Genomic DNA, 24,939 nt, shown 5'->3' with positions numbered 1-24,939 from the left:
AGTCGCATCCCACAACAGATTTGGCGCCTCTCAGGGCTGCTGGAAATAACGGAGCGCGCCGATGAGCATGGGTTTGGGTATCGGGCTGGGCCTCGCTTTCGGCGGGAATGGGGGAGGAGGCGCGGCCGCACTTCCGGACTTCACGTTCCAAACCGAGACGCTGACGCTGGAGACGGCTCGGGCTGGGCAGGGCATCACCATGACGCGCCGGGATAAACTGGCCTTTGACAGGCTGATCGTCCGCGTCAAGGGCGCTGGCGCCAGCATGTCGGACTTCCTCGCCTGCTATGTCCCATCGACGCCGACCGAGATCAACAGCCGGTTGAACATAGTCCATCCAGGCACGAACAACCTCACTCTGACCGGTGCTGGCGTGCCGACCTATACGGCAAACGATCGGTGGGGAAGTTGGCTATCGACGGCCAAATACAATACCGGCATCGGGCTTCAGACTTTCGCTCAAGGCCAGTTCACGATCTTCTATTACTCACGAACTGCGACAGGAGGCAGCAGCGGCGAGTTCGGAGCGCAAACAGCCGGCGGCGATGGTATCGCGGCAAACGTCAGAGATGCTTCGAACAAATTCAATGCCCGTCTTCAGGCCGCCAACTATGTATCGACCTCGACGACGATCACCCCCGGTCAAGGCATGCACAGTATCCGGCCCAACAGCCTCGATACCTTCGGCATCACCCGCGAAGCGCCAGCGCCGACCTATGTCTCTCCAGCAACCAATCCGACTATTCATCTGGGCGGAATAAACGGTGGAGCCTTATCGACGAAAGACTGTGGCCTCTTCGCCATCTTCAAGGTGACGCTGACCGATGCGCAGACTCGCGAGATCAGCGCCGCGCTGCTCGACTACTATTACAAGATCCGCTTCGGCATGGTCGACACCTACGCCGCCGGTTATGCGCCGACGACGGCAGATTATGACGTTCTTGTCTACGGCGCCAGTTGGACCGCTGTCTGCGCCGCCTATGCCGCCAAGCAGGAAGGCAAGACGGTCGCGATTGTCCTCGACGATATAGCCAAGACGGATTGGGATATCGGCGGCATGCCGGCGTCTGGTCTCGCCTATGTCGACTGCTACAACTTCACGGCGCTCAAGGGGCTTTACCGAGACCTGGCGCAATGGGCCAACGCCACCATCATCAACAGGGCCGACACGAACACGCAGACGGGGAATTCTCTGGAAAGCTGGCAGTTCGTCCAGGGTGTCCGGCGCATGCTCGACCCCACCAGGACAAACGGCACGCTCATCCTCGGGCAGGACATCCCGGTCTACTTCTCCACCGGGATCGCGTCTATCACGTCGGTCGGCCTGAAAGACACTGCGTTGACGACGAACGACGGTCGGACCTTCACGGCTCGGCTGTTCATCGCTGCTGACTACGATGGCGAGTATCTCCACAAATCTGCCGGCATCCCGACGACCACCGGGAGCGAGGCGGCTGGCTCCGGTTCGGAAGCGAACAACGGCTATAAGGGTTCCGGCTCCATATCCAAGCCATACGGGTCGGACATTGATCCTTACGTCACGGCTGGCAATTCCGGCTCCGGTCTTCTGCCGGACATTCAAGGCACGCTCCCGCTTCCCGGCCTGACCGTTGATGGCGTAGACCCGTCGATCGAGAGCATGAACTACCGCCTCGCCATGACGACCGACCCGGCGCGGCTTGTTCCTGTCACGACGATGGACCCGCACCGGAACTATAACTCCATGCGCTACGAGACGGCTGGCCGCGCGTATGTCCTCAATCCGGGCGTCACGATCGGCAACCCCGCCATTACCACAACCATCCTGCAGTTCGCAGTCGGCGGCTCGACCAACAAGATGGACGTGAACAACGGCTCCGGCGGCCTTTCCACCGATCTGCCAGGCAGCGGCTACCGGTATGCGATCGCGGCAAATCGCGCCGCCCAGTTGGCGGTCATCGACGATCTGCGTGATTATCAGCTCGGCTGGTTCTGGTGGCACGCCAATTCCGGTGATAGCCGCATCCCGTCGACGCTGGTCACGCAGTTCCAAGGGTTCGGCCTCGACGCCGGCACCTTCCTTGATCCCGGCCCCGGCGGTCTGCTGTTCTGGCCCAACCGCCCATATCAGCGCGACCCGATCTGGCGCCTGAAAAACACCGGCTACGTCTCGACGGCGCAGGACTATTGCAAGACGGACGGCTCGGCGCTGCGTTCCGACAAGACCGTTGCCGTCACCTCCTACGACTGCGACAAGCATCCGCCGTGGAAGGTCGTATCCGGCGGCCTGCTCTACACGCAGGGCAGCGTTCCCGGTAGCCTTGTTGCTGGCGCTGACAAGATGGCCCCCGTCCCGCTTGAGGAGATCGTTCCTGACGTTGCCACCAAGACCAACGTCATCGTGCCGTGGGCGTCTTCGCAGACAATCCTTTGCTGGTACATGGGGCGGCTGGAGCCCACTGGCGGCCTGAAGGGCGAGGCGGCCGGCGTCATAGCTTCAATGGCGATCGACGGCAATGTCGAGGTTCAGAACGTCGACTATTCGACGTTGAGAACGAAACTACTAGCCCGAGATATCAACCATCCGGTGCTCCCTCAAGTTGCATGATCTGTTGTCACCCACGCCCAGTTTTTGCCGGTATGTATGCTGGAAACAGTCATCCGCGCTACGCCGAACCGCTTAGCAAGATCGCGTTGCTTCTCTATGCCCTTCAGGGCGATGATTTCGCGAACGTCATCCTCACTTAGCTTTGATCTGCCTTGGCGAGTGCCACGATTGTGTGTGCCGTGCTCTAGCCTGTCGGCCTGGTTCTCTGTGCGCGTCTTCCATGACACGTGGTTCTGGTTCACGCAGCCATTGTTGCCATTGCCGCAAGAGTGGGCAGCTTCATGATCTTGCGTAGGAGGCGCGCCATGCGCGAGTTCGCAGACGTAGCGATGGGCGCCAATTCTCTTGCCATCGGCCTTGAGCACTCCATAGCCATGACCATCCGTCCCGAATGGCCAAGCTAAGCACTCATCGCCGGTGTGGTGCATGGCCACATCATGGATCCACCGCAGGAGTTCGCCGCGGGGTGTTCCGCCACCAAGAGGGTCACCGTGAACACGGAGACGAAAGTAATGTGCAGCGCAATATCCCTTCGCCGCCCCACCACCATGGGCGGCCCAGTGAGCATTCCCATTGCAGTCTGCAATCAAACATGGTTTGAAATTATCAGCCATTTCGACCTCCTTGTAAGGTTGGCTTGGTTAGAACCCGTCGCAGCGCTCGAACGCTCGGCGGGTTCGCTATTTGTACTTATAAAATGGTGGGAACACAATGCGGGGTTCAGTCCTGTACCCAATCTTGCCTCAGGTGGCGTAACCTGATAGATTTCTACCGCTATCCTCGGTGTGTGGCTGAGTCAGGTCTAAAGCTGAAGCGTGAAACAATAAGCGCCTTGACCGTCTATGCTGCAGGGACTTTGGGACGGATACCGAGATAGTTCGTGCAACGGGGGTTCGAATCCCTCCGCGCCGGGGATAGCAGCAACTCAAGGGGAACCGAATGAAGGCGATCTGGAATGGCGATGAAAAGATACTGCCGACCGGAGTGGAGGTGACTATCCTCGCCACTGATCCCACGGATCCCGATGCTCAGTTTGGCCGTGAAGCATGCTGGATTAAATGGCTGATGGATGGTTTTGAGGCCCCCATGTATCGTTCATGCAACATGGATGATCTTGCCTTCATCTACGATGTCGCTGGCGGCCTTTCTCTGGCTTCATCGGGGCCGCCCGTAGTGGTGAAGCACTCCAATCCACGACCGATGTCCCCCGAGGGGATGGGCCCGGACGATCTGGTTAACCCGGCTCCGCGGTTGGCCAAGTCCATCGTCTAGCTAGACCCAATCAGTACCTGCGTTCAATCCCAGCCGCCTCCGGGCGGCTTTTCCATATCCAAATCATAGCGGCTACGCCACCTGCTCGTAACAGATGGCGCAGCCTGACCAAACACGATCCACCGGGATCGCGAAGGCTGGACGCATAGTACCGGCAGAAGCTTTCTCACACATTAAGGCATGCAGGGCATAAGGGCAGGGCTAAAGCAGGATGGCAGAGGTTACCGATATGAATGGCAACGGCAACGGAACATCGTTTGACCCGGCCGCCAATTGGGGAAGGCTCTCAGAAAGAGTCGAGAACCAGGGCAAAGACCTCACGGATTTGCGCAGCAATATGAACACCGGGTTTCAGCAGGTCAACGCGAACCTGAATGCCCTGTCGAACGAGCTGCGCACGAACGGACGGACTCAATGGCCGGTCATCTGGTCGGCTATCGCCGTTGGCGTCGGCATTCTTTCCGGGCTCGGCTTCATGGCGTTGCAGCCTATCAAGGACAACGTGGCGCAGGTCAGGGAGGACGCAAAAGCGGAAGCGACGGCTACAAGTTTGTCGATCGCATCTGTCGTCGACAAGATGGTCACACAGAAGGAAATGGAGTGGCGCACTGCCCGCGGCGCCGAAGATCGTAAGCGCCAGGACGACGCCCTTTCGGATCTGCGCGACAAGAGCGTTCCTCGGGAGGAGCTAAGCCGCGTCTGGCTTGGCTACGATCAGCGCTTCACTGATCTCCAGCGCCAGATTGACGAAAGCAATAACCGGTTCGGGAACACCTACACGCTCTCCGATTACATCAAGCGTCTTACGGATCGGATCGACCAAATCGAACAACGGCAGACTGCCACCGCGAGGCCCTAATCGTTCCACGCCCCAACCGCCCTCCACGTCTCATGCTCTCGCTGGCTGGCGGGATCACGGAAAAACGGCGGAGTCTCGACGGTGATCCCCTTGCCGCAGTTCGCGCATGAGATAGTCGATACCGGGCCGTAGTGAGCTTCAGGCTTTCCGCCGCAGCGGCATCGGTTGAGGTGGGGTATGGTGTCGGCGGTCAAGACGGGGTGGTGTCGTCCACAACAAGCCCGCGCTAGCGTAAGCGTTCCCTGCGGTATTTCTCGTCAGGTTCATGATATCTGACGGCGCCGGTATTCTCATGGCGCATGAACGTTACCTTTCGGCCGTCAGCACTCACCCGATAGGAATGCGTGTAGGCAGAGCCGACAATATTCCCAAGAACGCGGTCGGCCGGATTGAAGGTAGACTGGTTGTGCTCGAATGATGGAATATCCATCAGCTCTTCGCGCATCAAATCAAGACATTCCCCCGGCTTCATGCGATCGACCACCGAGCATATAAGGCCGAGCTTCGAATGTGGGTCTGCTGTAATCATGCTGTCTCTCCTTTGCGGCCATCGCTCAAAACAAACCCGCCAGCGCCTTTATCCCCTCCCAAGACAGAACGACAGCAGCAATGGCGAGGAATATGAGGGTGTGGGGAGTGTAGCGGTTGAACATCGGAACGACTCTAGAACATCCTGTGCCAAATCTGTGCCACATGGCTATGCGCAGTCATGCACGCGGATGCGTTTTGTTCTGGTTGGGAATGGGCTGAAAGCCTAGTAAAACTGGTGCTGCCGAGTGGGATTGAACCACCGACCTCACCCTTACCAAGGGTGTGCTCTACCACTGAGCTACGGCAGCAGGACCAGGACCCGTGCGAGCCGTGTGGCTCACATCGCGGGAACGGGGCGGCTATTGCCACAGCTTGGCGGCAAGCGCAAGCAGCAAATTCCAACTTTGCGTGGATTGGGATGTAAGGGCCTTTTGGATCGGAGCGAATTCGGCTAATCCTGTCACATGAATGAAAAGACCGAAACCGGCCAGCAGAGCCGCAAAGAGGCGATCGAGGCACAGGCGAAACTGCGCCGCGAGCGTGCCGCCGAAAAACTCCGGGAAAATCTTTCGAAACGCAAACAGCAGGTGCGCGCCCGCCGTTCCGGGCAAGCTGACGAAACAAATGGACTGCCTGCCGCAAAAATGGACGAATCGTAATGTTCCGTCCGCGGCGAATTGAAGCGTCGCCAAAAATCCCTTAAACACCCCACTCCTATTCCAAGGCAGTACTTTCAGGAAAGGCGGGCGCGGCCCGTAAGCGCACATGGATCGTATCAGAATCGTCGGCGGTAATGAGCTGAATGGCATCATTCCGATTTCCGGCGCCAAGAATGCCGCACTGCCGCTGATGATCGCCTCGCTTTTGACCAGCGATACGCTGACGCTTGAAAACGTGCCGCATCTGGCCGATGTCGAACTGCTGATGCGCATCCTCGGCAATCATGGTGTCGATGTCGCGGTCAATGGCCGCCGTGAACGCCAGGAAGATTCCTATTCGCGCACCATCCATTTCACCTGCCGCACCATCGTCGATACCACAGCCTCCTATGAGCTGGTCTCGAAGATGCGCGCCTCCTTCTGGGTCATCGGCCCGCTGCTGGCGCGCGAAGGCCATTGCCGCGTATCGCTGCCGGGCGGCTGTGCCATCGGCACGCGCCCCGTCGATCTTTTCATCGACGGCCTGACGGCGCTCGGCGCCACCATGGAGATCGAAGCCGGTTATATCAACGCCAAGGCGCCGAATGGCGGCCTGATCGGCGCGCGCTACACCTTCCCGAAGGTCTCCGTCGGCGCCACCCATGTGATGATGATGGCGGCAACGCTTGCCCGCGGCACCACGGTGATCGGCAATGCCGCCCGCGAGCCTGAGGTCGTCGATCTCGCCAACTGCCTGAACGCCATGGGCGCCAAGATCTCGGGCGCGGGGACTGCGACGATCACCATCGAAGGCGTCACCTCGCTCTCCGGCGCCCGCCACCGGGTGCTGCCGGATCGTATCGAGACCGGCACCTATGCCATGGCCGTCGCCATGGCCGGCGGTGATGTCGTGCTCGAGAATACCGATATGGCGCTGCTCGAAACCGCGCTGGAAACGCTGCGCCGCGCCGGCGCGGACATCTCTGAAACCAACAACGGCATGCGCATCAAGCGCAACGGCGCCGGCATCAGGCCGGTCGATATCGTCACCGATCCGTTCCCGGGTTTCCCGACCGATCTGCAGGCGCAGTTCATGGCGCTGATGACCCGCTCGTCCGGCATCTCGCACGTCACCGAGACCATCTTCGAAAACCGCTTCATGCATGTGCAGGAGCTTGCCCGCCTCGGCGCCAGGATCACGCTGTCTGGGCAGACGGCGAAGATCGAGGGTGTCCAACGCCTGCGCGGTGCGCCCGTCATGGCGACCGATCTGCGCGCCTCCGTCTCGCTCGTCATCGCCGGCCTTGCCGCCGAGGGCGAAACCACGGTCTCCCGCGTTTATCACCTCGACCGCGGTTTCGAGCGACTCGAGGAGAAGCTGACCCGCTGCGGCGCCGTCGTCGAGCGCATCAGCGAGTAAGCAGCATTCATCCCGGTTGCGTAATTGGCCGCAGCATCTTATTTCCCTTGTCTACGCATTGCCATTCCGGCGGTGCCTGCTGGGGTAAGACTGAATGACCGATCTGAAGCTTGTTGCGCTCGATGACGAGGACCTCGCGATCATCTCCGCGCATATGCAGGACAGCGTCTTCAAGGTCGGCGACATCGACTGGTCGCCGCGCGACGCGCAGTTCGCCCTGGCCGTCAATCGTTTCGTTTGGGAAGGCGCCGAACGCAAGCGCAGGGGTTTCGAGCGCCGCCGGGCCGCCCTGGTCTTCAAGCGCGTGCTGGCCGTGCGGTCGCTCGGCATCGATCGTGGCAAACGGGACGAGGTGCTGTCATTGCTGGCGCTGCGATTCGATAAGAAGGGCGACGGACCGGAAGGTACGATCGAGCTGTCGCTGTCCGGCACCGCCTCGATTGCGCTCGATGTCGAATGCATCGAGGTGCAGCTCGCCGATATCGGCGGTGCCTGGGAGGCCTCCTCCAAGCCTCGCCATCGCTGACGCCGCTGACGCTTGACGTTTGAACATCGCAGTTTCGAGTTGAGAAGGAAAATCGGCCTTGGCAATCTGGCTGGATCAGGCATCGGAAGGTTTCGAGCAGCATTTTGCCGCCTTTCTGACGACGAAGCGTGAAGTTTCCGAGGATGTGAACACCGTCGTTCGCGCCATCATCGATGATGTCAGGGCCCGCGGCGATGTGGCGCTTGCCGAATATTCGCTGAAGTTCGACGGCATCGATTTCGCCACCGTACCGATGCGTGTCACGCCGGAAGAGTTCGACGCCGCCGTTGAGGCGGTGCCGTCGGAAGTGCTGGGTGCGCTGAAGCTCGCGGCACTGCGCATCGAGAGCCATCATCGCCGGCAGCTGCCGAAGGACGATATCTACGAGGACGACCTCGGCGTCGGTCTCGGCTCGCGCTGGACGGCGATCGAAGCGGTCGGGCTCTATGTTCCGGGCGGCACCGCGAGTTATCCGAGCTCGGTGCTGATGAATGCCGTGCCGGCCAAGGTCGCCGGCGTCGATCGCATCGTGATCGCCGTTCCGGCCACCGGCGGCACGGTCAATCCGGCGGTGCTTGCCGCCGCCAAGCTTGTCGGTGTGACCGAGGTTTATCGTGTCGGCGGCGCCCAGGCGATCGCGGCTCTGGCCTATGGCACTGAGACCATTGCCCCGGTCGCCAAGATCACCGGCCCCGGCAATGCCTATGTCGCTGCCGCCAAGCGCCATGTCTTCGGCACCGTCGGGATCGATATGATTGCCGGCCCCTCCGAGGTGCTGGTGATTGCCGACAAGGACAATAATCCGGATTGGATCGCCGCCGACCTCCTGGCGCAGGCCGAGCACGATGTCAGCGCCCAGGCGATCCTGATCACCGACAATGCCGACTTCGGCAAGGCGGTGGAGCAGGCGGTCGAACGCCAGCTGATGACGCTGAACCGCGCCGAGACGGCGGCGGCAAGCTGGCGCGATTTCGGCGCGGTCATCCTCGTTGCCGATCTGAAACTGGCTATTCCCTTGGCGAACCGCATCGCTGCCGAGCATCTCGAACTCGCCGTCGCCGATCCGGACCGGCTGCTCGACGGCATCCGCAATGCCGGCGCGATCTTCATCGGCGCCCATACGCCCGAGGTGATCGGCGATTATGTCGGCGGTTCGAACCATGTGCTGCCGACGGCGCGCTCGGCGCGCTTCTCATCCGGTCTTTCGGTGCTCGATTTCGTCAAGCGCACCTCGATCCTGCGCCTCGGCCCGCAGCAGCTGCGCACCCTCGGCCCAGCGGCGATCGCCCTTGCCGTCTCCGAAGGCCTCGATGCCCATGCGCGATCGGTCGCGATCCGCCTGAACCTCGAAAGGTGAGGGCATGGCGAAGGGCGATTTCCGGCTTTGCGACGTCGTCCTTGACGATACGATCGGCCGTTCGACGCCCGATGTCGAGCATGAACGCGCCGTCGCCATCTTCGATCTGATCGAGGAGAACAGTTTTGCGCCGCTCGGCCATTCCGGCGGGCCCTACCGGCTGAAGATCTCGCTGGTCGATTCGAAACTGGTTTTCGCCGTCACCACCGAAGAGGGCGGCGACGTCGCCACCCATATCCTGTCGCTCACACCCTTCCGGCGGATCGTCAAGGATTACTTCATGATCTGCGAGAGCTATTACGAAGCGATCCGTTCATCGACGCCGAGCCGCATCGAGGCGATCGACATGGGCCGGCGCGGCATCCACAATGAAGGTTCGCAGACGCTGAAGGATAGGCTGACCGGCAAGATAGAGGTCGATTTCGACACCGCCCGGCGCCTGTTCACCCTGGTCTGTGTGCTCTACTGGCGCGGATGACGGCAATGGATCGCGCCGCCGACATCGAGGAGGGAAAGAGGCCGGGCGCCATCCTTTTCATGTGCGGGATGAATTCCATCCGCTCGCCAATGGCCGAAGCGATCGCCCGTAGTATTCTGCCTGGTAATACCTATATCAGGTCGGCCGGCGTACGCGCCGGCGAGCGCGATCCTTTCGTCGATGTCGTGCTCGATGAGATCGGGCTTTCCCTCGGGCGCCGCCTGCCGCAGACGCTGGAAGAGCTCGAGGACGATTATTTCGATCTGATCATCACGCTGTCGCCGCCGGCCCATCATGCCGCACTCGAGCTGACGCGATCGAATGCAATCGACGTCATCTACTGGCCGACCATGGATCCGACGGTTGTCAGCGGAACACGCGAGCAGATTCTGGAGAGTTATCGCGAGGTCCGCGATCACCTGGCTGGCCTCATCGAAAGCCGGCTACTCAAACGAAATGGCATTGCCGCGCAAACGGCATGAAAACAAATAAAGGAAAGGCCGTTCAACAAGGTTCACAAACCTGCGTTGATTGTGTAGTTTCCGCGCAAATTTTAAAGGCGCGCGCTGCGCTGCCTATTCAACCCACAGGAAGAAAACACTTATATGCCGAAAGAAGAAGTCCTCGAATTCCCCGGTATCGTCACCGAACTTCTGCCGAATGCGACGTTCCGCGTGAAGCTCGAAAACGAACACGAGATCATCGCCCACACCGCCGGCCGCATGCGCAAGAACCGCATCCGCGTTCTCGCCGGCGACAAGGTGCTTGTGGAAATGACGCCCTACGATCTGACCAAGGGCCGCATCACCTACCGTTTCAAGTAAATTTGACAAAGGTCTTGCAAGGGGTGTTCCCCCGCCTGCCGATGGTCGAGGTTCCATGGCGCTGAAATACAAGCTCATTCTGGCCTCGGGCTCGCCCCGTCGCGTCGACCTGCTCAACCAGGCCGGCATCGAGCCTGCACGCCTGATGCCGATGGATATCGACGAGGCGCCGAAGAAGTCGGAGCATCCGCGTTCGCTCGCCCGCAGGCTTTCGGCCGAGAAGGCCGAGGCAGCGCTCGCCGCCATTAAGGGCGATATCACCTGGAAGGGCAGCTATATCCTCGCCGCCGATACGGTGGTCGCCGTCGGCCGGCGCATTCTCGGCAAGGCCGAATTTGCCGACGAGGCGTTGAGTTCGCTGCATCTGCTGTCGGGACGCAACCATCTCGTCTACACCGGCGTTTGTCTGGTGACGCCGGATCGCAAGATCCGCCAGAAGATCGTCGAGACCAAGGTGCGCTTCAAGCGCCTCTCCGGTTTCGAGATCGAGAACTACCTGGCCTCCGGCCAGTGGCGCGGTAAGGCAGGCGCCTACGGCATCCAGGGCCTTGCCGGCACCTTCGTGCAGAAGATGGTGGGCTCCTACACCAATGTCGTCGGCCTGCCGCTTTATGAAACCATTGTGCTTCTGACCGGCGAAGGCTTCGATGTGCATAGCCGGTGGCCCGAGGGTTGAAGCCCGCGGCCAATTCCTGAATTAGGACGGACCGATTATGCCTGAAGACAAAAAAGCCGCCGCCAAGGTCGAACCGCTGCGCAAGGCGCGCCCTTGCCCCGAATGCGGCAAGCCCTCTCACCGCGAACATTACCCCTTCTGCTCCAACCGCTGCCGCGAGGTCGATCTCTCTCGCTGGCTGACCGGCGCCTATGCGATTCCCGTTGCCGACGACGAGACCAAGGCCGAATATCCGGATGAGGAAAACTGAAGCATGTCATCAGGGAGTGTGCAGCGGTTCCGGGAGTACGACATGCATAAAACAACGAGCTAAAGCGCCCGCGAAGCTCTTATTTTTCCTCATGAATCCGCAAAATCGGCAAGACCGTCAAAAAAGAGTCATTTGACCGCTTGCCATGGCCGAGCAAGATGCTATAACCCCGCTCGCTTCCGGGGCGCACCAAGGCCCCGCGGTTCTTTTTCTGAAAAAGGTCCATCGGAAGCTGGTTAGCCCAGGTAGCTCAGTTGGTAGAGCAGCGGATTGAAAATCCGCGTGTCACTGGTTCGATTCCGGTCCTGGGCACCACACCATTTCCCTAAACTAATCATATGCATAGTATCGGATAGCCTGAGCCAGAAGGCGGCCAACAAACCCCTCTGCTGAGAGTTTAGTTTCGCCCTTTCGATGTCTTCGCCAGCATCTCGCTCAGCGTTGCCGCCGAGAGCATGGATTCGGCCAAAAGCTTCTTGAGCTTCTGGTTTTCTTCCTCCAGGGCTCTCACCCTTCTGACATGAAGACCGACATTTCCGAACTGCAGGGATTGCCACCGATAGAAGGTCGGCTCGCTGATGCCGTACCTGTGGCAAACATCTGCCACCGTCACCCCGGCTTGGTGCTCCTTCAGAATGCCCGTAATCTGGTCGTCGTCGAATTTTCTCTTGCCCATCACCGCTTTAGTCCTCACGAAATGCTCTGTTGAAACTGTCGAGAAGAGGTCTGAGTGCATAGAGTGCCACGCTGCTTTTGCCGGTCTCGATCAGTGTCTGTGCGGGCATGCCGGCGACCATTTCGACATCCTTCATTTTCGCCAACCGCTCGTCCGTTACGCGGATTGTCGCGGCATAGTAGGGTTGGCCGCTTGCCGTATCGGTGAGACGGTCCGCCGATACATACTCGACCCGACCTTTCAGGAGTGGAACGCGCCGCTGATTGTATGGAAGGAGGTGAACCTGTGCCGCGAGCCCGGCACGAACGACATTGATATCTTCCGGCCTGACGTGGACAGACACGACAAGGCGATCGGAGCGCGGCAGAAGATCGACGAGCGGTTCGCCCGCGCCGACTACCCCACCGGCTGTGTGGATGCGCAGGTTCATGATTGTTCCATCTTCGGGCGCACGGATATCGGTCCTTGAAAGCTGGTCGTCGATCGCCCGCAAGCGCTCGCGCAATTGCATGATCTGGCTTTCCGTAGCACGCATGCCCTGGGCGACTTCGCTCAACCGGTCGCTCTCAAGCTTTGCGAGATCGGCCTGTGACTCGCTGATCACCTGGTAGGCGCGAGAGATCTGTGCCTCTACTTGACCCTGCTGGCCGTCAAGGTCTGCTTTTTCCCGCTGGAGGTTGAGAAGCCTGCTCCTTGTTTCCAGTCCCTTGGCGTTGAGGGCCGTAACCTGATCCAGTTCTTGGCTCGAGATTGCGGCTCTGTCGGCCAATGCTGCCTTTTGCGCGCCAAGTCCGACGATTTCCTGCCGCACCTGCGCGATTTTTTCATTGGCGATCTGAATTTCCGCCTGCATGACCCGGCGACGGGCTTCGAAGATTTTCTGTTGACCGATTAGAATCGCGCTGACCGAAGGATATTTGTCGATTGCTGCCCTGAGATCCTCAGGATAGGCGACATGGTCGTCGCCCGTCTGCTCCGCAAGCAGGCGGGCGCGGCTTCCTTCGGCGTCCCAAAGTTGCCCTTGGATGCTGTCGCGCTCCGAGCGAGACTTCGTGTCGTCGAGTTCTATCACGATTTGCCCGGCCATGACCGCATCGCCGTTTCTGACGAGGATCCGTCGCACAATTCCGCCTTCCAGATGCTGAATGGTCTTGCGGCTGGACTCCGGTTCGATAACGCCCGATGCGATCGCAGCGCTTTTCAGCGGCGCCAGAACCGACCAGATTCCCAATCCGACGATGAAAACCAGGATCAACAGGTTACCCGTCCAAACAACGCCTCTCAGCCCCGGCATGGGCGAAGACGGGGCCGGTCCGCGCTGTTTCTGTTCGATCACCGGCGAATAGACCGTCTGTTGCCTGGCTGTCGCTGTCGATCGTTGAGCGAACCGCTGGTCCGTCCTTGGCGAATTTGAAACTCTCGCCGGCGTTGCGTCCAGTTGAACAAGGGTCATGGCGGCGTCCCTCCCTACGTTCCTGTTCGAGACGGTGGTTGAAGATAGGTTTCATAAATCCGCTCACTGTCGCCGATGGCAGCCACAGTCCCGTTACGCATGATGGCAATCTTGTTGGTGACTGGCAGGATCCCCATCCGGTGCGTTATGATAACGACGGTCATCCCCCTGGATTTCATGCGCTCGATTGCAGTGAACAGCATCCGTTCGCCGTCATAATCCAGGCTCGAGTTCGGATCGTCGAGAACGATCAGAGATGGATTTCCATAAGCCGCGCGTGCCAGTCCCAGCTGTTGACGCTGAGCTCGAAGGAGCAGGTTCCCACCCTCACCGATATCGGTCTCGTAGCCCTGGGGCAGCCGCATGATCGCGTCGTGCAATCCAACCAGCTTCGCGGCGTCGATTGCTTTGCCGGGATCTCCTCCGTCCAGCCGGCCGATCACATCCTTGATCGCTCCTCCGAAAAGTTCGATGTCTTGCGGCAGGTATCCGACGTGGCGGGTCCCCCCGCAAAGGCGCAGAGCCGTGATATCGACCCCGCCGAGAAGAGCACAGCCGCTCGTTGCTTGCACAACGCCTGCCATGACGCGACCGAGAGTCGATTTCCCCGATCCCGACGGACCGATGAGCGCTATGCAGTCGCCGGGCGCGAGGCGCAACGTGACGCCTGTCAATATCGGCCGATCGGCGAATGGCTGGATGTAGCTGACGTCATCGAGAACGAGGCCGTTACGTTCCGGTACCGGCACCATTCGGGCATCCTGGTTCGATGCAACGGCGATCAGCATTCTGTTCAAGCGATTGAAAGCATTGCGTGCAAAGGTAAAGGAGCGCCATGCACCTATTGCGCCCTCGATCGGTGCAAGCCCGCGCCCGAGCAGCAAGCTCGCAACGAAGATGATTCCGGGACTGCCGTTGTTTACGAGCACCAGCCATGTAGCAGATCCCATCATGAGGATCTGCGCGAGTGTGCGGATCGATTTGGAGAATCCAAGAATGATCTCCGTGCGATGCATCGCGATGTCCTGCGTTCTTCTCGCCATTTCCGCCTCGCGATAGACCATCATCGCTGCGCCATCCTGCATGCCCATTGCCCGGATCACCTCGATGTTTTTGAGGGCGGTCGCAAATCGGAAATAGCTCCTCGAAAGGGCAAGGTTGGCGTGGGCAAGCGGCTCTCGCGTCGCCAGTTCCGTCAGGAACGCGAACAGCAGAAGTGCAAATGCGCATAGAAGACCGATGGTCCCAAGCAGCGGGTGAACAAGAAACAGCAGGAGCAGGAATACTGGCGCCCAGGGAACGTCAAAAAAAAGGGCGCTAGCCGGTGAATCGAGGAATTGGCGTAGTGCGGCCAGGTCCCTGTAACACTCCGTGGCGGCTCCCGCATCGGCGAGCGCGGCATATTCGAATGATGCGGTCAGCACCATGGGCCGGAGCCTGTGGTCCAGCCAGCTACCGATGCGCGAAAGAGCTGCCCTGCGCACGATGTCCAGCATGGACCCGACCAACACTGCTATGGCGATGATCATCGTCAGCATCAGCAGCGTGTCGGCACTTCGGCTCGACAGGACCCTGTCATAGATCTGCAGGAGATAGATGGAAGGCGTCAGAAGAAAGAGGTTATAGCCGCAGCTATAGAGGAAGACCAACCCGAAGGCTCCGGCACAAGCCCGGAGCGCCGCAACGAGGTGTGTCTGCGGCCGCGATGGCTTTATCGATGGCTTTATCGAAATCGTTGTCATCGTCAGATCTCGCTGCACTGGATACTGACAAGAAGAGGCTGCGGGCTGGTTCAGTAAGCCTGAGGGTCGCCAGTCGAAACGAGCGACCCTCAAGGGAGATGAGTTCATGAGCCAAGATGGCTGACATCGATATGGCCGAAGGCGTTTATGAAATGATCGAGATCATTGTGCACCGTCGTCGTTTCTGGATTGGTGTGAACCAATGCTGACGAGATGTCGCCGCCCAGAGCGTAGTTCCCGTTGCCGCCGTTACCGCCGACGCCTGCGAGAATGGTGGCATGCTGATCGGCCACGAGCTGCGTATATTGTGTCGCGGTCGTAGCCGCAGCCACCGCAGCCGTGTCGTGGCCGCTTGAGTTTCCTTGACTGCCGTTGGAGTCGGAATCTCCCCCCGCGCCGCCGGCGCCGCTGTTTGAGATTGCCGCCAGGAAGCCGTTCTGGGCCTGGGTAAAGCCACCGGGTCCGCCATTGCCGGCGTCCCAATCTGCCGTCTGCCAAACGTGATCGCCGTTGTGCAGATGGGTAGATGCCCCGTCGACCGTTTGCACGGGGTCTACATATGCAACCGGGTTGTAGTCAATATTCCCATTATTGTGGCCATCACCGCCGTTGCCGGCATTCGCGTCACCTGCATCTGGGTGATTAAGGTGAATCGTGTCAGATATTTGTGGGATAGGCATTTCAGTCACTCCTTCTACTTTGGTTCGTCCGTTTTAATTCTACGGCGTTCCCCCTACGGCGTGGGTATTAGTATGTCACCGCCAGACAATACAGCCGCAGGCGAATATTGCCCGCGATTCAATCTGCGTACTATCTAGATATTCGGCGACATTCCTTCGGGCGTATGCTTGGAGGTGGCGGAGCGTTATTTTGGATTGGTATTTGGTGATCTTGCGCCGGATGGGATGAGCATGATCATGTCTGCGGCCTCGTCGAAGCGACGTCGTTTTTCCCAAACGGCCGCCGAAGCGAACCGGCCGTATTCCGAGGTCCTGACCAGGCTGCGCTTGGCGGAGGAGATTCTGTTTGGGGCGAGAAAAATCAACCCGCCACGAAAACGGAGGCCAATGCAGGACTCTAGCCCGAAGGCGGGTTGAGTGCTGTCAAACCTGCACAACGGGGCGTTACGGCCATGATAGCCAAATGGCTATAGACCTAGCCGACGGGATGTAGACGAATTGCAGGCTCTGCTTTTCTTAACTTCAGAGGCACAATGGCTGAATAATTCAGGCTACATGCGCGACACGCTTGGCGGACGTGCGGTTGACCGCGGATGGAGACGGCAATGACGGAAATTCGTCCCTTCTTGGAAGATTCGCCCAAAGCGGGCACCGATCAAAACCTCGCCTCCAGTCTGGCCGCGGGGCATCTGGCGCTGGTGCCGACCTGGCTTCCATTGGATGTTGCTTCCGGTTCGAGCTCCAATTCAGCCGGCAGCGGCGGTGACGGGATAAGCGAAGGCGTGATCAGCAGCAACGCATTGGCCGTCTTCATGCCGTCCAATGCCGCTATTGCGGGACCTCATTCGAGCGCCGACGCTTTCCAGGGCAACGATGCGCTCATCAATCAGCATCCCACCGAAATGGCCGGGATAGGCGGGAATGGCGGAAGCGGCAATGTTGCCGTGGGCAGCGGCGATGGCGCCAATCATGCCGGCACTGGGGGAGATGGCGTCTTCTACGGTGGACTCGTAAGCACCGAAGTCGCGCTGTTTGCCCCCGTGAATACCGCTGTGGCTGCGGGCCCTGGCGCGGAGGCGCACGCCGAGCAATCGAACAATGCTTTGTTTCTGCAGGGCGCAACCCAGATCGGCGGCATGGGCGGCTCGGGCGGAGACCATAACGTCGCGAGCCATGGCTCGTCGATGAGCCCGGGAACGGCGCTGACATTGACCGGCGACTTTTATGCGGGCCACGGCGGCGATGGATATTTCGTCGGCAGCATGGTCGACATAAGTATAGCCATCTTCTCGCCGATCAACATCGCCATCGGCGCCGCAGGCGGCTCGGCGGAGGCTCATCAGACAAACAATGTCATTTTCGATCAGGGCACTGTGCAGATCGCCGGCATCGGCGGCAACGGCGGTGGCTTCAACCTGTCGTCGGACACGATCTTCACCGGCAACCATGCGGGTGGCGGTGGCGGCGACGGATCGTCAACCGGCAGCATGGTCGACGTCAATGTCGGCTATTTCCATCCCATCAACATTGCCGTTCCCGCCGGTGGGACGGCGGACGCCCAACAGATCGATCATGTTCTCTATGATCAGCATGCGCTTCAATTGGCCGGCATCGCAGGCCACGGCGGAGACGGTAACCTCACCGACGCCCATTCCGCTCTGGTAGACGACATTCTGAGCTTCATGCATGGCTAGAGCGCCGCGATCTTTCAGTTTCGCTCCTCGCGCTTGAGGTCGTTGGTTTTACGCATGTCGTTATCGCAAAACTTTTTGCGCGACATGCTCGCTAGCGGATAGCTCCCCACCTGCATCCGACATGACCCCCGAACGGCCGGCTCACTGGGATGCCGAACAATCCACCATGATCGCATCCGCATTGTCGCCGATTCGGCCGTCAGAGGCCGTGACCTCTGTCCGGCATCTGGCTGGTGCCGGCGCGATGCTGCCTAAGTGAAAACAATGCCCAACTGGATAATAATGCATCGATAGAGCCGAATCATTTAGTAATCATAATGGGTAGTCGGTGATCTTGTCCGTCTGTTGCTTTTCGCGTTTGCTGTTTTGCTGTCGGGTCTGCGACAATTTTGAATTGAGATATGGTAACAAAGCCAAGATGATCGGAATCTATTTATATCAAGTAGATCTTTTCTGAATTGATCTTCATTATATACGTTGCCTTTTCAGTGCCTTTGAAAGCTCTGTTGACCTGCTTGCCGTACGTGAACTCGGAGAAGACCGGTAAGTCTGAAGCGACAAGTCGAATCTGCATGTCATCATGAACAAGCTCTTCAATGTGCTCTGCAGGGCCCAGTCATCTCTCGCTGAAACCTTAGCTATAAGAATTATCATGAGAGATCTGACTATCGATATCGACAATAGACTCTCTTTTTATCATGACATGTAGTGAGAACAGGCATAGTATGGATGCCTGTTGGTTGCAAATATTCTGGGGAGCACGCAAGTGTCCGACAGTGCTGGAATTAAGCGCCGTATGGGGCGCAATGCACCAACTGTGATCATCGTTGGGCATTCTACACTGGCGCGCACGACCGTAGTGAAGCTTCTTGAGCGTGAACTCGCCGGCTGGAACTTTATCGATTTGATCTCGACCGAGAGTCTCGATCGAGCACTTGGAGCCGAGGTGCGTTTGATTGCATTGGATCTGGCCGGAAGAGGTGTTGAGAGCTCCAGCCTGCGTGATGACCTCGCGGCGATTACGGCACGTTTTCCTGAGGCTCCTATCACGTTGCTCTCAGGTACGGATGACGCCATCATAGCGCGTCAAGCGCTCAAGGTGGGCATCCGCGGCTTTTTCTCGACTTCACTTCCCGTTGACATTGCCCTTGCCGGTCTTGGTCTCGTTCTGGCAGGAGGAACCTTTTTCCCGCAGCTTTTGGGAGCGGTCACAAACGGCTCAAACGAACATAGTCCGGCCAGAAACGAGGCTGAAAAAAGATTGGATGATAGGACGCAGTACTTGGCGATTGCCGATTTCACTCCTCGCGAAGCGGATGTCCTCGCAGAGTTGCAATGTGGATGCTCAAATAAGGTAATTGCAGGAAAACTCAATTTGTCGGGGCATACGGTAAAGATGCATGTGCAACACATCATGCGCAAGCTGCAGGCGCAGAACCGCACTGAAGTGGTTGCCCGTTTGGTTCAAAGAGCCGCCGACGGGCGTGACGCCTTGCCGAATTAGGCAGTGTCGCCAGTACCGGGAGCTGTCTCAACGAAAGCGTCTACACCAGGGAAACACCACCGCCCGCGCGGCGGCCGTGGTGTATGCGAGCGTTCGTTTCACCCGGTCTTATATCGTGAATCCCTAATGGGAACTGCGAGTCCGGCCATCCGTTATCCATTGAGCAACGGAGGACATGAATATGCGCAAGAAGAAAGCCATCGTCGAGGCGGCGCTCGAGTCCGAGTATGAGCGCCAGCCGCTCGGGATTATGAATACGGAGCAAGCCCTGGAGCTTGAGGATTCCGACGGTCTTGTTTTCAGTCATCCGGATAAAGAGGCCGGCGTGACAGATCATTTTGTTGATCAGGACCAGTTGCGCCGATTGGTGCAGTAGATCCCTGAAAAGACGCGCGGCGCCGTCGACGTCACGCAATCATGAAGCCGCCGTCCACCGGCATCGATATCCCGTTCACCATCGCAGCCTGATCTGAGAGCAGGAAAAGAACGACGTCGGCAATATCGCTCGGCTCGGCGAAGCGGCCGACGGGAATTCGCTGCTTCATCCCGGCGGCCTTGTCGGGATCGCTCCATGCCTTCACCGCCATTGGCGTCAGCGTCACCGTTGGGTGGACGCCGTTCGCGCGTATGCCGTGCGGCCCAAGTTCCTTTGCCATGACACGCGTCAAGCCGTCCAATCCACCCTTCGACGCACAATATGCAGCGTGGTCGGGGATGCCGATAAACGACGCGATCGATGAGACATTGACGATGGCGCCCTTGCGGCCCTCCTTAATCAGCGAACGAGCATATTCCTGCGCCACGATCATCGGAGCACGCGTGTTGACCGCAACAAGACGGTCGAATGCTTCGACTGTCGTATCCAGGAAAGGCTGCAGTTCGGTTGTGCCGGCGCAGTTGACGAGGAAATCTGCCGGAAGGGCCGCGATCGCCGCCTCCCTGGTCGCATCGGCGTCCGCGAGATCGACCTGTATGGCGCGGCAGCCGGGTTCCTCTCGCAGCAGGTCGACGTCGCTCGCACTGCGGGTCAGAGCGACGACCTCAGCACCACGCTCGATGAGCATCCTCGCAATTTCGCGTCCGATGCCTTTTCCGGCACCGGTAACGATGACGGTTTTTCCTTTGAAGTCCATGGTGGTCTCCCTCACAGTCTCTGGCCCGTTTCCCGATCGAAGATATGTGCACGTCGGGGATCGATGTGGAAGTACATCGTCCGTCCGGGATCTACCTCGATGCGCTCGCGGATCAACGCGTCGATGGGCACGCCTCCGACGCGGCCGAAGATCAATGTCTCCGAACCCGTGGGCTCGAACACCGATACCTCTACCGGAACGCCGTCGTCGCCGATGGTGATATGCTCCGGTCGGATGCCGTAGGTCACGGCCCTTCCTTCATCCACCTTGGTGTTTTCCATGGGAAGGGCGACACCTTGGTCGGTGACGACAAACTTCCTGCCGTCGCGGGTGGCGACGCGGCCCTGAAGAAGATTCATCGATGGGCTGCCGATGAAGCCGGCGACGAAGAGGTTGACCGGGAAGTCGTAAAGATCGAGCGGCTTGCCGATCTGCTCGACCCTGCCGTCGCGCATCACCACGATCTTGTTGGCCATCGTCATCGCCTCGATCTGATCGTGGGTGACGTAGACGGTGGTGGTCTTCAGCCGCTGGTGAAGCTCCTTGATCTCGACGCGCATGGTGACGCGAAGTTTGGCGTCGAGGTTCGACAACGGCTCGTCGAACAGGAAGACCTTCGGATCGCGGACGATGGCCCGGCCCATCGCCACGCGTTGACGCTGCCCACCCGACAATTGCTTCGGATAGCGGTCGAGATAACGCGTCAGGTCGAGGATCTCGGCCGCCCTGCCGACCTTCTCGTCGATCTCCGCCTTGGGGCGCTTGGCCATCTTCAGCGGAAAGCCCATGTTCTCGGCGACGGTCTTATGGGGGTAGAGCGCGTAGCTCTGGAAGACCATCGCGATGTCGCGCTCCTTCGGAGGAGCGTTGGTGACGACACGGCCGCCGATCCGGATGTCACCGCTGCTGACGGTCTCGAGACCGGCGATCATCCGCAGCAGGGTAGACTTGCCGCATCCGGAGGGCCCGACCAGCACGACGAATTCGCCGTCCTCGATGTCGACGCTGACGCCGTGCATGACCTGAAGCGCGCCATACTTTTTGGTGACGTCGCTAACCTGTACGTTTGCCAATGTCGTTCCTCCCTAAAGCAGCGCGGCTTGTGTCTCTGTGGTGTTACTCATCGGCTCATCCCTTCCAGACGACGTAGACGCCGAGGACTGCCGCGATTGCCGCCGCGAACCATACCGAAAGCCCGAACGGCTCGATGAACCGCATCCAGAACAGCGAGAGCGCGACCCAGAGCACCACCGAGATGAAGAGCCGGTCGAACCAGTTCGTTTCGATCGGCAGAAATCCCGGCTTGCGTTCGTTATTTCCTGATTGAGACGTCATTGCTTCATCCTTTCACTGCGCCGAAGGTCAGGCCGGCAACGATGTGACGTTGCACCACCGAAAAGACGATGAGCGCCGGAACCAGTGTCAGCATTGAGATCGCGGCCATGATGCCCCAGGCCGTCCCCGTGGTCGTCACGTATTCCGACAGGCCGGTGGTCAGTGTCCGCGCATTGAAGTTGGTGAGCGTCGCAGCGAGCAGGTATTCGTTCCACGCAAATACCCAGGTCAGGATCAGCGTCACTGCAAGTCCGGGCCGCGCCAAAGGAAAGACGATGTCGTAGAGGACGGTCCATGGGCTGGCGCCATCCATATAGGCCGCCTCGTCCAACTCCTTCGGAATTCCCTCTACGGTCGGGCGTAGCGTCCAGATGGCGAAGGGAAGGTTGAAGGAGCAGTAGACCAGGATCATGCCCAGCCGGGAATCGGCGAGCGAGAAGTCGCCGATCCTGTAGACCTGCGTCAACAGCAGGAAAAGTGGCAGGAGGAAGACCGCCGGAGGCGCCATGCGGTTGGTGATCGTCCAGAAGAAGATGCTCTCCTTGCCGGCGAGGTCGAAGCGTGTCAGCGCGTAGCAGGCAAAAAAGCCGAGCGTCGTGACGAGCAGCGCGTTGCCTGACGAAATGATCATCGAGTTCAGCATGTATCCGCGCAAGGTCGGATTTGTGAGCACGTCCTGGTAGTTCTTCCAGAAGAAGCTGCGGAGAATAACATCGGGCGTCGAGAACAGATCGAAGGGCTGTTTCACCGATATGACGAACAGCCAGTAGATCGGGAAAAGGGTCGCTAGGCTTATCAAAGTCCAAAGTACGACCGGAAGCCAGGGGTTCTGGGTCTTCATCGCGTCAACCTCTCTTCACGCGGGGCGCAATCAAGCCGACGTAGAGCAGCCAGCAGACGACGATCGTCAGGTATAGGACGATGACGGAGATCGCCGAACCGTAGCCGTAATTCGTCTTGGGGAAGACTTCCTTGAAGATATGGACACCGATGTAGCGTGTCGATGAACCCGGGCCGCCTCCGGTCAGCATCAGCACTTCGTCGACGGTGCGTAGCGCGTCCATCAGCCTGATGAACACCGTGGCGAGCAGGGCCGGGCGGATCAAGGGGAGCGTTATGTGCCAGAAGATCTGGCTCTTGCCCGCGCCGTCAATCTGCGCCTGCTCGAACGGGTCTGACGGAAGCGAGACCAGTGCGGCGATCAGCGAGAGGGTGACGAGCGGCGTCCAGTGCCAGATGTCCATGATCACCGTGACGGTGAAGGCCGCGGCAGCACTCTGGCCGATGTTCAGATCGTAGCCGAACCAACTCCTGAGAAGATAGGGAATGATGCCGATGGACGGTGTGGTCATCAGCTTCCAGACGGAACCGACGATGATCGGCGCCATGATCAGCGGCAGGGTGTGGATCGTGCGAAACACCGCTTTCCCAGGAAAGTCCTTCAGCAGCGCCTGGGCGAGGATGTAGCCAAGGACCAGCTCCGACACGACCGCGAAGAAGACGAATGTGAGGGTGATGCCGAGCGAGGCCAGGAATTGGGGATCGAAGACGAGCCGCCGATAGTTGTCAGCCCAGTTGAAGACCATGCCCGGGTTGGCTGCGAACGGGTTCCATGCATGGAACGAGACCCAGAGGACGTAGATGAACGGAAAGATCCCGAACAGCCCCAGGATCACGATGGTCGGTGACAGCAACAGCCACCCGAGCTTCTGTGAATGCATCGCCTATCCCCCATGAACGTTGTGTCGACGTCCGCCCCATCCCGGAGCGAAAGATGACGGGTCGTAGGACACGACCCGTCAGTTGGGGAGGATGTTTATTTGCGATAGCCGAGCGATGTCAGTTCCTCTTCGGCCTTGGCCGCCATCTGGTCGAGGCCTTCATCGGGAGCGATCTTGCCGGTCAGGATGTCGTAGAAGATCGGAGCGGTCGCTTCACGCACCTGCGCATGGAAGGGGTAGGGAGGAGCGCCGGCGAAGAGTTTGCCCTCGTCCTTCAGCATCGTGTAGAAGCCGCCGAGCTTGATATCCATCTCCTTCACCTTCGGATCGTCGAACGTCGCCTTGTTGGTGATGCGTGGTGCGGCGATGGCCCAGTCGGGCTGCACTTCGTTCTGGCCGATGAATTCGAGGAACAGCAGCGATGCTTCCTTGTTCTTCGACGTGATCGGCACGCCGAAGGCGCCGCCATCGTAGTAGCCGATGTAGCCCTTTCCGGCTTTCGCATCGTCCAACACGCCTGGCTCGAGCGGCGGCAGAGCGAATCCGACCTGTCCCACAACCTTCGACTGCGCGGGATCGCTTGCAATCCACGCAGCATTCTCACCGTAGATGAGCCCCTGGGCGACACGGCCGGCGGCGAAGGTCGTTGCGGTTTCCGTCCAGGTCGACTGCGTCGATTCAGGCGGAGCGATGTCGCGCAGGTGCAGCCAATACTTCAACGCGGCCTTCGCCTTGTCGCCGTTCATCGTGCCGCCGTGTTCGACCGTCGCCGCATAGTTGTTCTTGGCGTCGATGCCCCAATTGTAGACGCCGAACGTCGGTACGATGGACTCGAAGAATTCATACCACGACGCCGGATGGCCCGTATGGGCTTGAGCGGTCGTGCCCCAGAGCTCCATGCCATTGTCCTTGCCGTACTTCGTGAAGAATTCGGCGATCTGAGTGTATTCCTCGTGTGTGGTCGCCGGCTTCAGGTCCTTGCCGGTTTCCTTCTTGAAGGCCTCCTTGATCTTCGGATCGTCGAAAAGGTCCTTGCGATAGAGATATGTCTTCAGAAAAGCTTCCATCGGAGTGCCGAAGAGATCGCCACTCGCATCCTTGAAGTAGTCGGAGAAGCTGGTGAAATTCGAGTCGTCGTAGGTCGGCGCCTTCAGATCCGGCTGATCCTTCAGCGTCTTGGTGATGTCGACGAGGAAATTCCTGGCCAGATAGGAGTAGATGATGTCCTGCTCGATATAGACCATGTCATAGATGCCGGTCTTGGCTTCCATGTCCTTGATGGCCTTGTCGTACATCTGATCCCAGGACGTCGTCTCGATTTCGACCTTGATGCCGGTCTTCTTTTCGAATTCCGGAGCGAGCACGTTCTTGATGTAGTTCGATGGCGGGGTGCTTTCGGTGACGCCGTGCAGTGTCACACCCTTGAATTTTGCGCCGGCGTCGGACCAGAAGTCAGCCCAGGCCGGCGAAGCGGTCGTCGCGAGGCCGAGCGTCAGCGCAAGCGCGCTAGCCTTCAAAGCATAGTGCATTTCCAATCCTCCCAGATAGCAGCGAGATCATTTCGCCGGTGCTTTGTGTAGGCC

The 24,939-nt window shown here is 59.2% G+C and carries 27 protein-coding genes, 2 tRNA genes and 1 pseudogene; 17 read left to right on the top strand and 13 right to left on the bottom strand.

Annotated elements, in window-relative coordinates; all coding sequences use genetic code 11:
- The first annotated feature begins 61 nt into the window (after positions 1-61).
- Positions 62-2,587, top strand: coding sequence for an FAD-dependent oxidoreductase (locus HJB83_RS02840; RefSeq protein WP_221159358.1), 2,526 nt, complete (start codon positions 62-64; stop codon positions 2,585-2,587).
- Here the strand turns inward: HJB83_RS02840 and HJB83_RS02835 are convergent.
- Positions 2,575-3,201 carry a hypothetical protein gene (locus HJB83_RS02835; protein ID WP_221159357.1) on the bottom strand — a complete coding sequence of 209 codons (627 nt, stop codon included), beginning with the start codon at positions 3,199-3,201 and terminating at the stop codon, positions 2,575-2,577. The genes HJB83_RS02840 and HJB83_RS02835 overlap by 13 nt on opposite strands.
- Before the next feature lie 167 nt (positions 3,202-3,368).
- Between HJB83_RS02835 and HJB83_RS02830 the strand changes: the two are divergent.
- The 3 genes and pseudogenes from HJB83_RS02830 (at position 3,369) to HJB83_RS02820 (ending at position 4,718) form a co-directional block, all read left to right on the top strand.
- Positions 3,369-3,499, top strand: a pseudogene (locus HJB83_RS02830).
- A 27-nt stretch (positions 3,500-3,526) separates the two neighbouring features.
- A complete protein-coding gene (locus HJB83_RS02825) occupies positions 3,527-3,859 on the top strand; it encodes a hypothetical protein (RefSeq protein ID WP_221159356.1) in 333 nt (110 codons plus the stop codon).
- A gap of 211 nt (positions 3,860-4,070) precedes the next feature.
- Complete coding sequence (locus tag HJB83_RS02820) at positions 4,071-4,718, top strand: hypothetical protein (RefSeq protein WP_221159355.1); 648 nt, start codon at positions 4,071-4,073, stop codon at positions 4,716-4,718.
- A gap of 226 nt (positions 4,719-4,944) precedes the next feature.
- Here the strand turns inward: HJB83_RS02820 and HJB83_RS02815 are convergent, their stop codons facing one another.
- Entirely contained in the window at positions 4,945-5,247 is a 303-nt protein-coding gene (locus HJB83_RS02815) for a hypothetical protein (RefSeq protein ID WP_221159354.1), read from the bottom strand.
- 235 nt (positions 5,248-5,482) lie between these two features.
- Positions 5,483-5,557: transfer RNA gene (locus HJB83_RS02810), tRNA-Thr, on the bottom strand.
- A 156-nt stretch (positions 5,558-5,713) separates the two neighbouring features.
- On the opposite strand from HJB83_RS02810, the gene HJB83_RS02805 reads away from it, so the two are divergent.
- From HJB83_RS02805 to HJB83_RS02760, 10 genes are all read left to right on the top strand, one after another.
- On the top strand, positions 5,714-5,908 hold the full coding sequence (locus HJB83_RS02805) for a hypothetical protein (RefSeq protein ID WP_221131282.1): 195 nt from the start codon (positions 5,714-5,716) through the stop codon (positions 5,906-5,908).
- A 106-nt stretch (positions 5,909-6,014) separates the two neighbouring features.
- Positions 6,015-7,307 carry a UDP-N-acetylglucosamine 1-carboxyvinyltransferase gene (gene murA, locus HJB83_RS02800; RefSeq protein ID WP_207582866.1) on the top strand — a complete coding sequence of 431 codons (1,293 nt, stop codon included), beginning with the start codon at positions 6,015-6,017 and terminating at the stop codon, positions 7,305-7,307.
- A gap of 94 nt (positions 7,308-7,401) precedes the next feature.
- Entirely contained in the window at positions 7,402-7,833 is a 432-nt protein-coding gene (locus tag HJB83_RS02795) for a DUF2948 family protein (RefSeq protein ID WP_221131281.1), read from the top strand.
- A 58-nt stretch (positions 7,834-7,891) separates the two neighbouring features.
- Entirely contained in the window at positions 7,892-9,190 is a 1,299-nt protein-coding gene (gene hisD, locus HJB83_RS02790) for a histidinol dehydrogenase (RefSeq protein ID WP_207582868.1), read from the top strand.
- A 4-nt stretch (positions 9,191-9,194) separates the two neighbouring features.
- Positions 9,195-9,668, top strand: a complete 474-nt coding sequence (locus tag HJB83_RS02785) for a UPF0262 family protein (RefSeq protein ID WP_221116117.1) — start codon at positions 9,195-9,197, stop codon at positions 9,666-9,668.
- Entirely contained in the window at positions 9,665-10,150 is a 486-nt protein-coding gene (locus HJB83_RS02780; protein WP_221116116.1) for a low molecular weight phosphatase family protein, read from the top strand. Before HJB83_RS02785 ends, HJB83_RS02780 begins: the two co-directional genes overlap by 4 nt.
- Before the next feature lie 123 nt (positions 10,151-10,273).
- The gene (gene infA, locus HJB83_RS02775) at positions 10,274-10,492 is read left to right on the top strand and encodes a translation initiation factor IF-1 (RefSeq protein ID WP_003545338.1); all 219 of its coding nucleotides are present in this window, start codon (positions 10,274-10,276) and stop codon (positions 10,490-10,492) included.
- A 55-nt stretch (positions 10,493-10,547) separates the two neighbouring features.
- A complete protein-coding gene (locus tag HJB83_RS02770; protein WP_007633452.1) occupies positions 10,548-11,168 on the top strand; it encodes a Maf-like protein in 621 nt (206 codons plus the stop codon).
- A gap of 37 nt (positions 11,169-11,205) precedes the next feature.
- Positions 11,206-11,418, top strand: a complete 213-nt coding sequence (yacG, locus tag HJB83_RS02765) for a DNA gyrase inhibitor YacG (RefSeq protein WP_049732883.1) — start codon at positions 11,206-11,208, stop codon at positions 11,416-11,418.
- Positions 11,419-11,657: 239 nt separating this feature from the next.
- A tRNA-Phe gene (locus tag HJB83_RS02760) sits at positions 11,658-11,733 on the top strand.
- A gap of 82 nt (positions 11,734-11,815) precedes the next feature.
- Here the strand turns inward: HJB83_RS02760 and HJB83_RS02755 are convergent.
- From HJB83_RS02755 to HJB83_RS02740, 4 genes are all read right to left on the bottom strand, one after another.
- Positions 11,816-12,094, bottom strand: a complete 279-nt coding sequence (locus HJB83_RS02755; RefSeq protein ID WP_207582871.1) for a transposase — start codon at positions 12,092-12,094, stop codon at positions 11,816-11,818.
- Positions 12,095-12,101: 7 nt separating this feature from the next.
- The gene (locus HJB83_RS02750) at positions 12,102-13,547 is read right to left on the bottom strand and encodes an HlyD family type I secretion periplasmic adaptor subunit (RefSeq protein ID WP_221131280.1); all 1,446 of its coding nucleotides are present in this window, start codon (positions 13,545-13,547) and stop codon (positions 12,102-12,104) included.
- A 14-nt stretch (positions 13,548-13,561) separates the two neighbouring features.
- Positions 13,562-15,289, bottom strand: coding sequence for a type I secretion system permease/ATPase (locus HJB83_RS02745; protein ID WP_207584250.1), 1,728 nt, complete (start codon positions 15,287-15,289; stop codon positions 13,562-13,564).
- A gap of 104 nt (positions 15,290-15,393) precedes the next feature.
- Entirely contained in the window at positions 15,394-15,969 is a 576-nt protein-coding gene (locus HJB83_RS02740; RefSeq protein WP_207582873.1) for a PE-PGRS family protein, read from the bottom strand.
- Positions 15,970-16,574: 605 nt separating this feature from the next.
- Between HJB83_RS02740 and HJB83_RS02735 the strand changes: the two genes are divergently transcribed.
- The 3 genes from HJB83_RS02735 (at position 16,575) to HJB83_RS02725 (ending at position 19,543) form a co-directional block, all read left to right on the top strand.
- Positions 16,575-17,663, top strand: a complete 1,089-nt coding sequence (locus HJB83_RS02735; RefSeq protein ID WP_221116114.1) for a hypothetical protein — start codon at positions 16,575-16,577, stop codon at positions 17,661-17,663.
- Between the two features lie 796 nt (positions 17,664-18,459).
- Positions 18,460-19,167, top strand: a complete 708-nt coding sequence (locus HJB83_RS02730; protein ID WP_221116146.1) for a response regulator transcription factor — start codon at positions 18,460-18,462, stop codon at positions 19,165-19,167.
- Positions 19,168-19,342: 175 nt separating this feature from the next.
- A complete protein-coding gene (locus tag HJB83_RS02725; RefSeq protein ID WP_207582875.1) occupies positions 19,343-19,543 on the top strand; it encodes a hypothetical protein in 201 nt (66 codons plus the stop codon).
- Positions 19,544-19,574: 31 nt separating this feature from the next.
- On the opposite strand, the gene HJB83_RS02720 is transcribed toward HJB83_RS02725, so the two are convergent.
- From HJB83_RS02720 to HJB83_RS02695, 6 genes are all read right to left on the bottom strand, one after another.
- A complete protein-coding gene (locus tag HJB83_RS02720; protein ID WP_221116113.1) occupies positions 19,575-20,300 on the bottom strand; it encodes an SDR family oxidoreductase in 726 nt (241 codons plus the stop codon).
- A gap of 11 nt (positions 20,301-20,311) precedes the next feature.
- Positions 20,312-21,373: an ABC transporter ATP-binding protein gene (locus tag HJB83_RS02715; protein WP_207582877.1), complete on the bottom strand. Its 1,062-nt coding sequence runs from the start codon at positions 21,371-21,373 to the stop codon at positions 20,312-20,314.
- A gap of 55 nt (positions 21,374-21,428) precedes the next feature.
- Complete coding sequence (locus HJB83_RS02710; RefSeq protein ID WP_221116112.1) at positions 21,429-21,635, bottom strand: DUF2160 family membrane protein; 207 nt, start codon at positions 21,633-21,635, stop codon at positions 21,429-21,431.
- A 4-nt stretch (positions 21,636-21,639) separates the two neighbouring features.
- Positions 21,640-22,476: a carbohydrate ABC transporter permease gene (locus HJB83_RS02705; protein ID WP_207582879.1), complete on the bottom strand. Its 837-nt coding sequence runs from the start codon at positions 22,474-22,476 to the stop codon at positions 21,640-21,642.
- 4 nt (positions 22,477-22,480) lie between these two features.
- Positions 22,481-23,356: a carbohydrate ABC transporter permease gene (locus HJB83_RS02700; RefSeq protein WP_007633420.1), complete on the bottom strand. Its 876-nt coding sequence runs from the start codon at positions 23,354-23,356 to the stop codon at positions 22,481-22,483.
- Positions 23,357-23,451: 95 nt separating this feature from the next.
- Positions 23,452-24,885 (bottom strand): extracellular solute-binding protein, encoded by a 1,434-nt coding sequence (locus tag HJB83_RS02695; protein WP_207582880.1) that lies wholly within the window; start codon positions 24,883-24,885, stop codon positions 23,452-23,454.
- Between the last annotated feature and the right edge of the window lie 54 nt (positions 24,886-24,939).

This window comes from Rhizobium sp. NZLR11, assembly GCF_019685115.1.
In the GTDB taxonomy this organism is placed as follows: Bacteria; Pseudomonadota; Alphaproteobacteria; order Rhizobiales; family Rhizobiaceae; genus Rhizobium.
The sequence above is the reverse complement of the archived record's forward strand: the minus strand, read 5'-3'. Positions and strand labels throughout refer to the sequence as shown.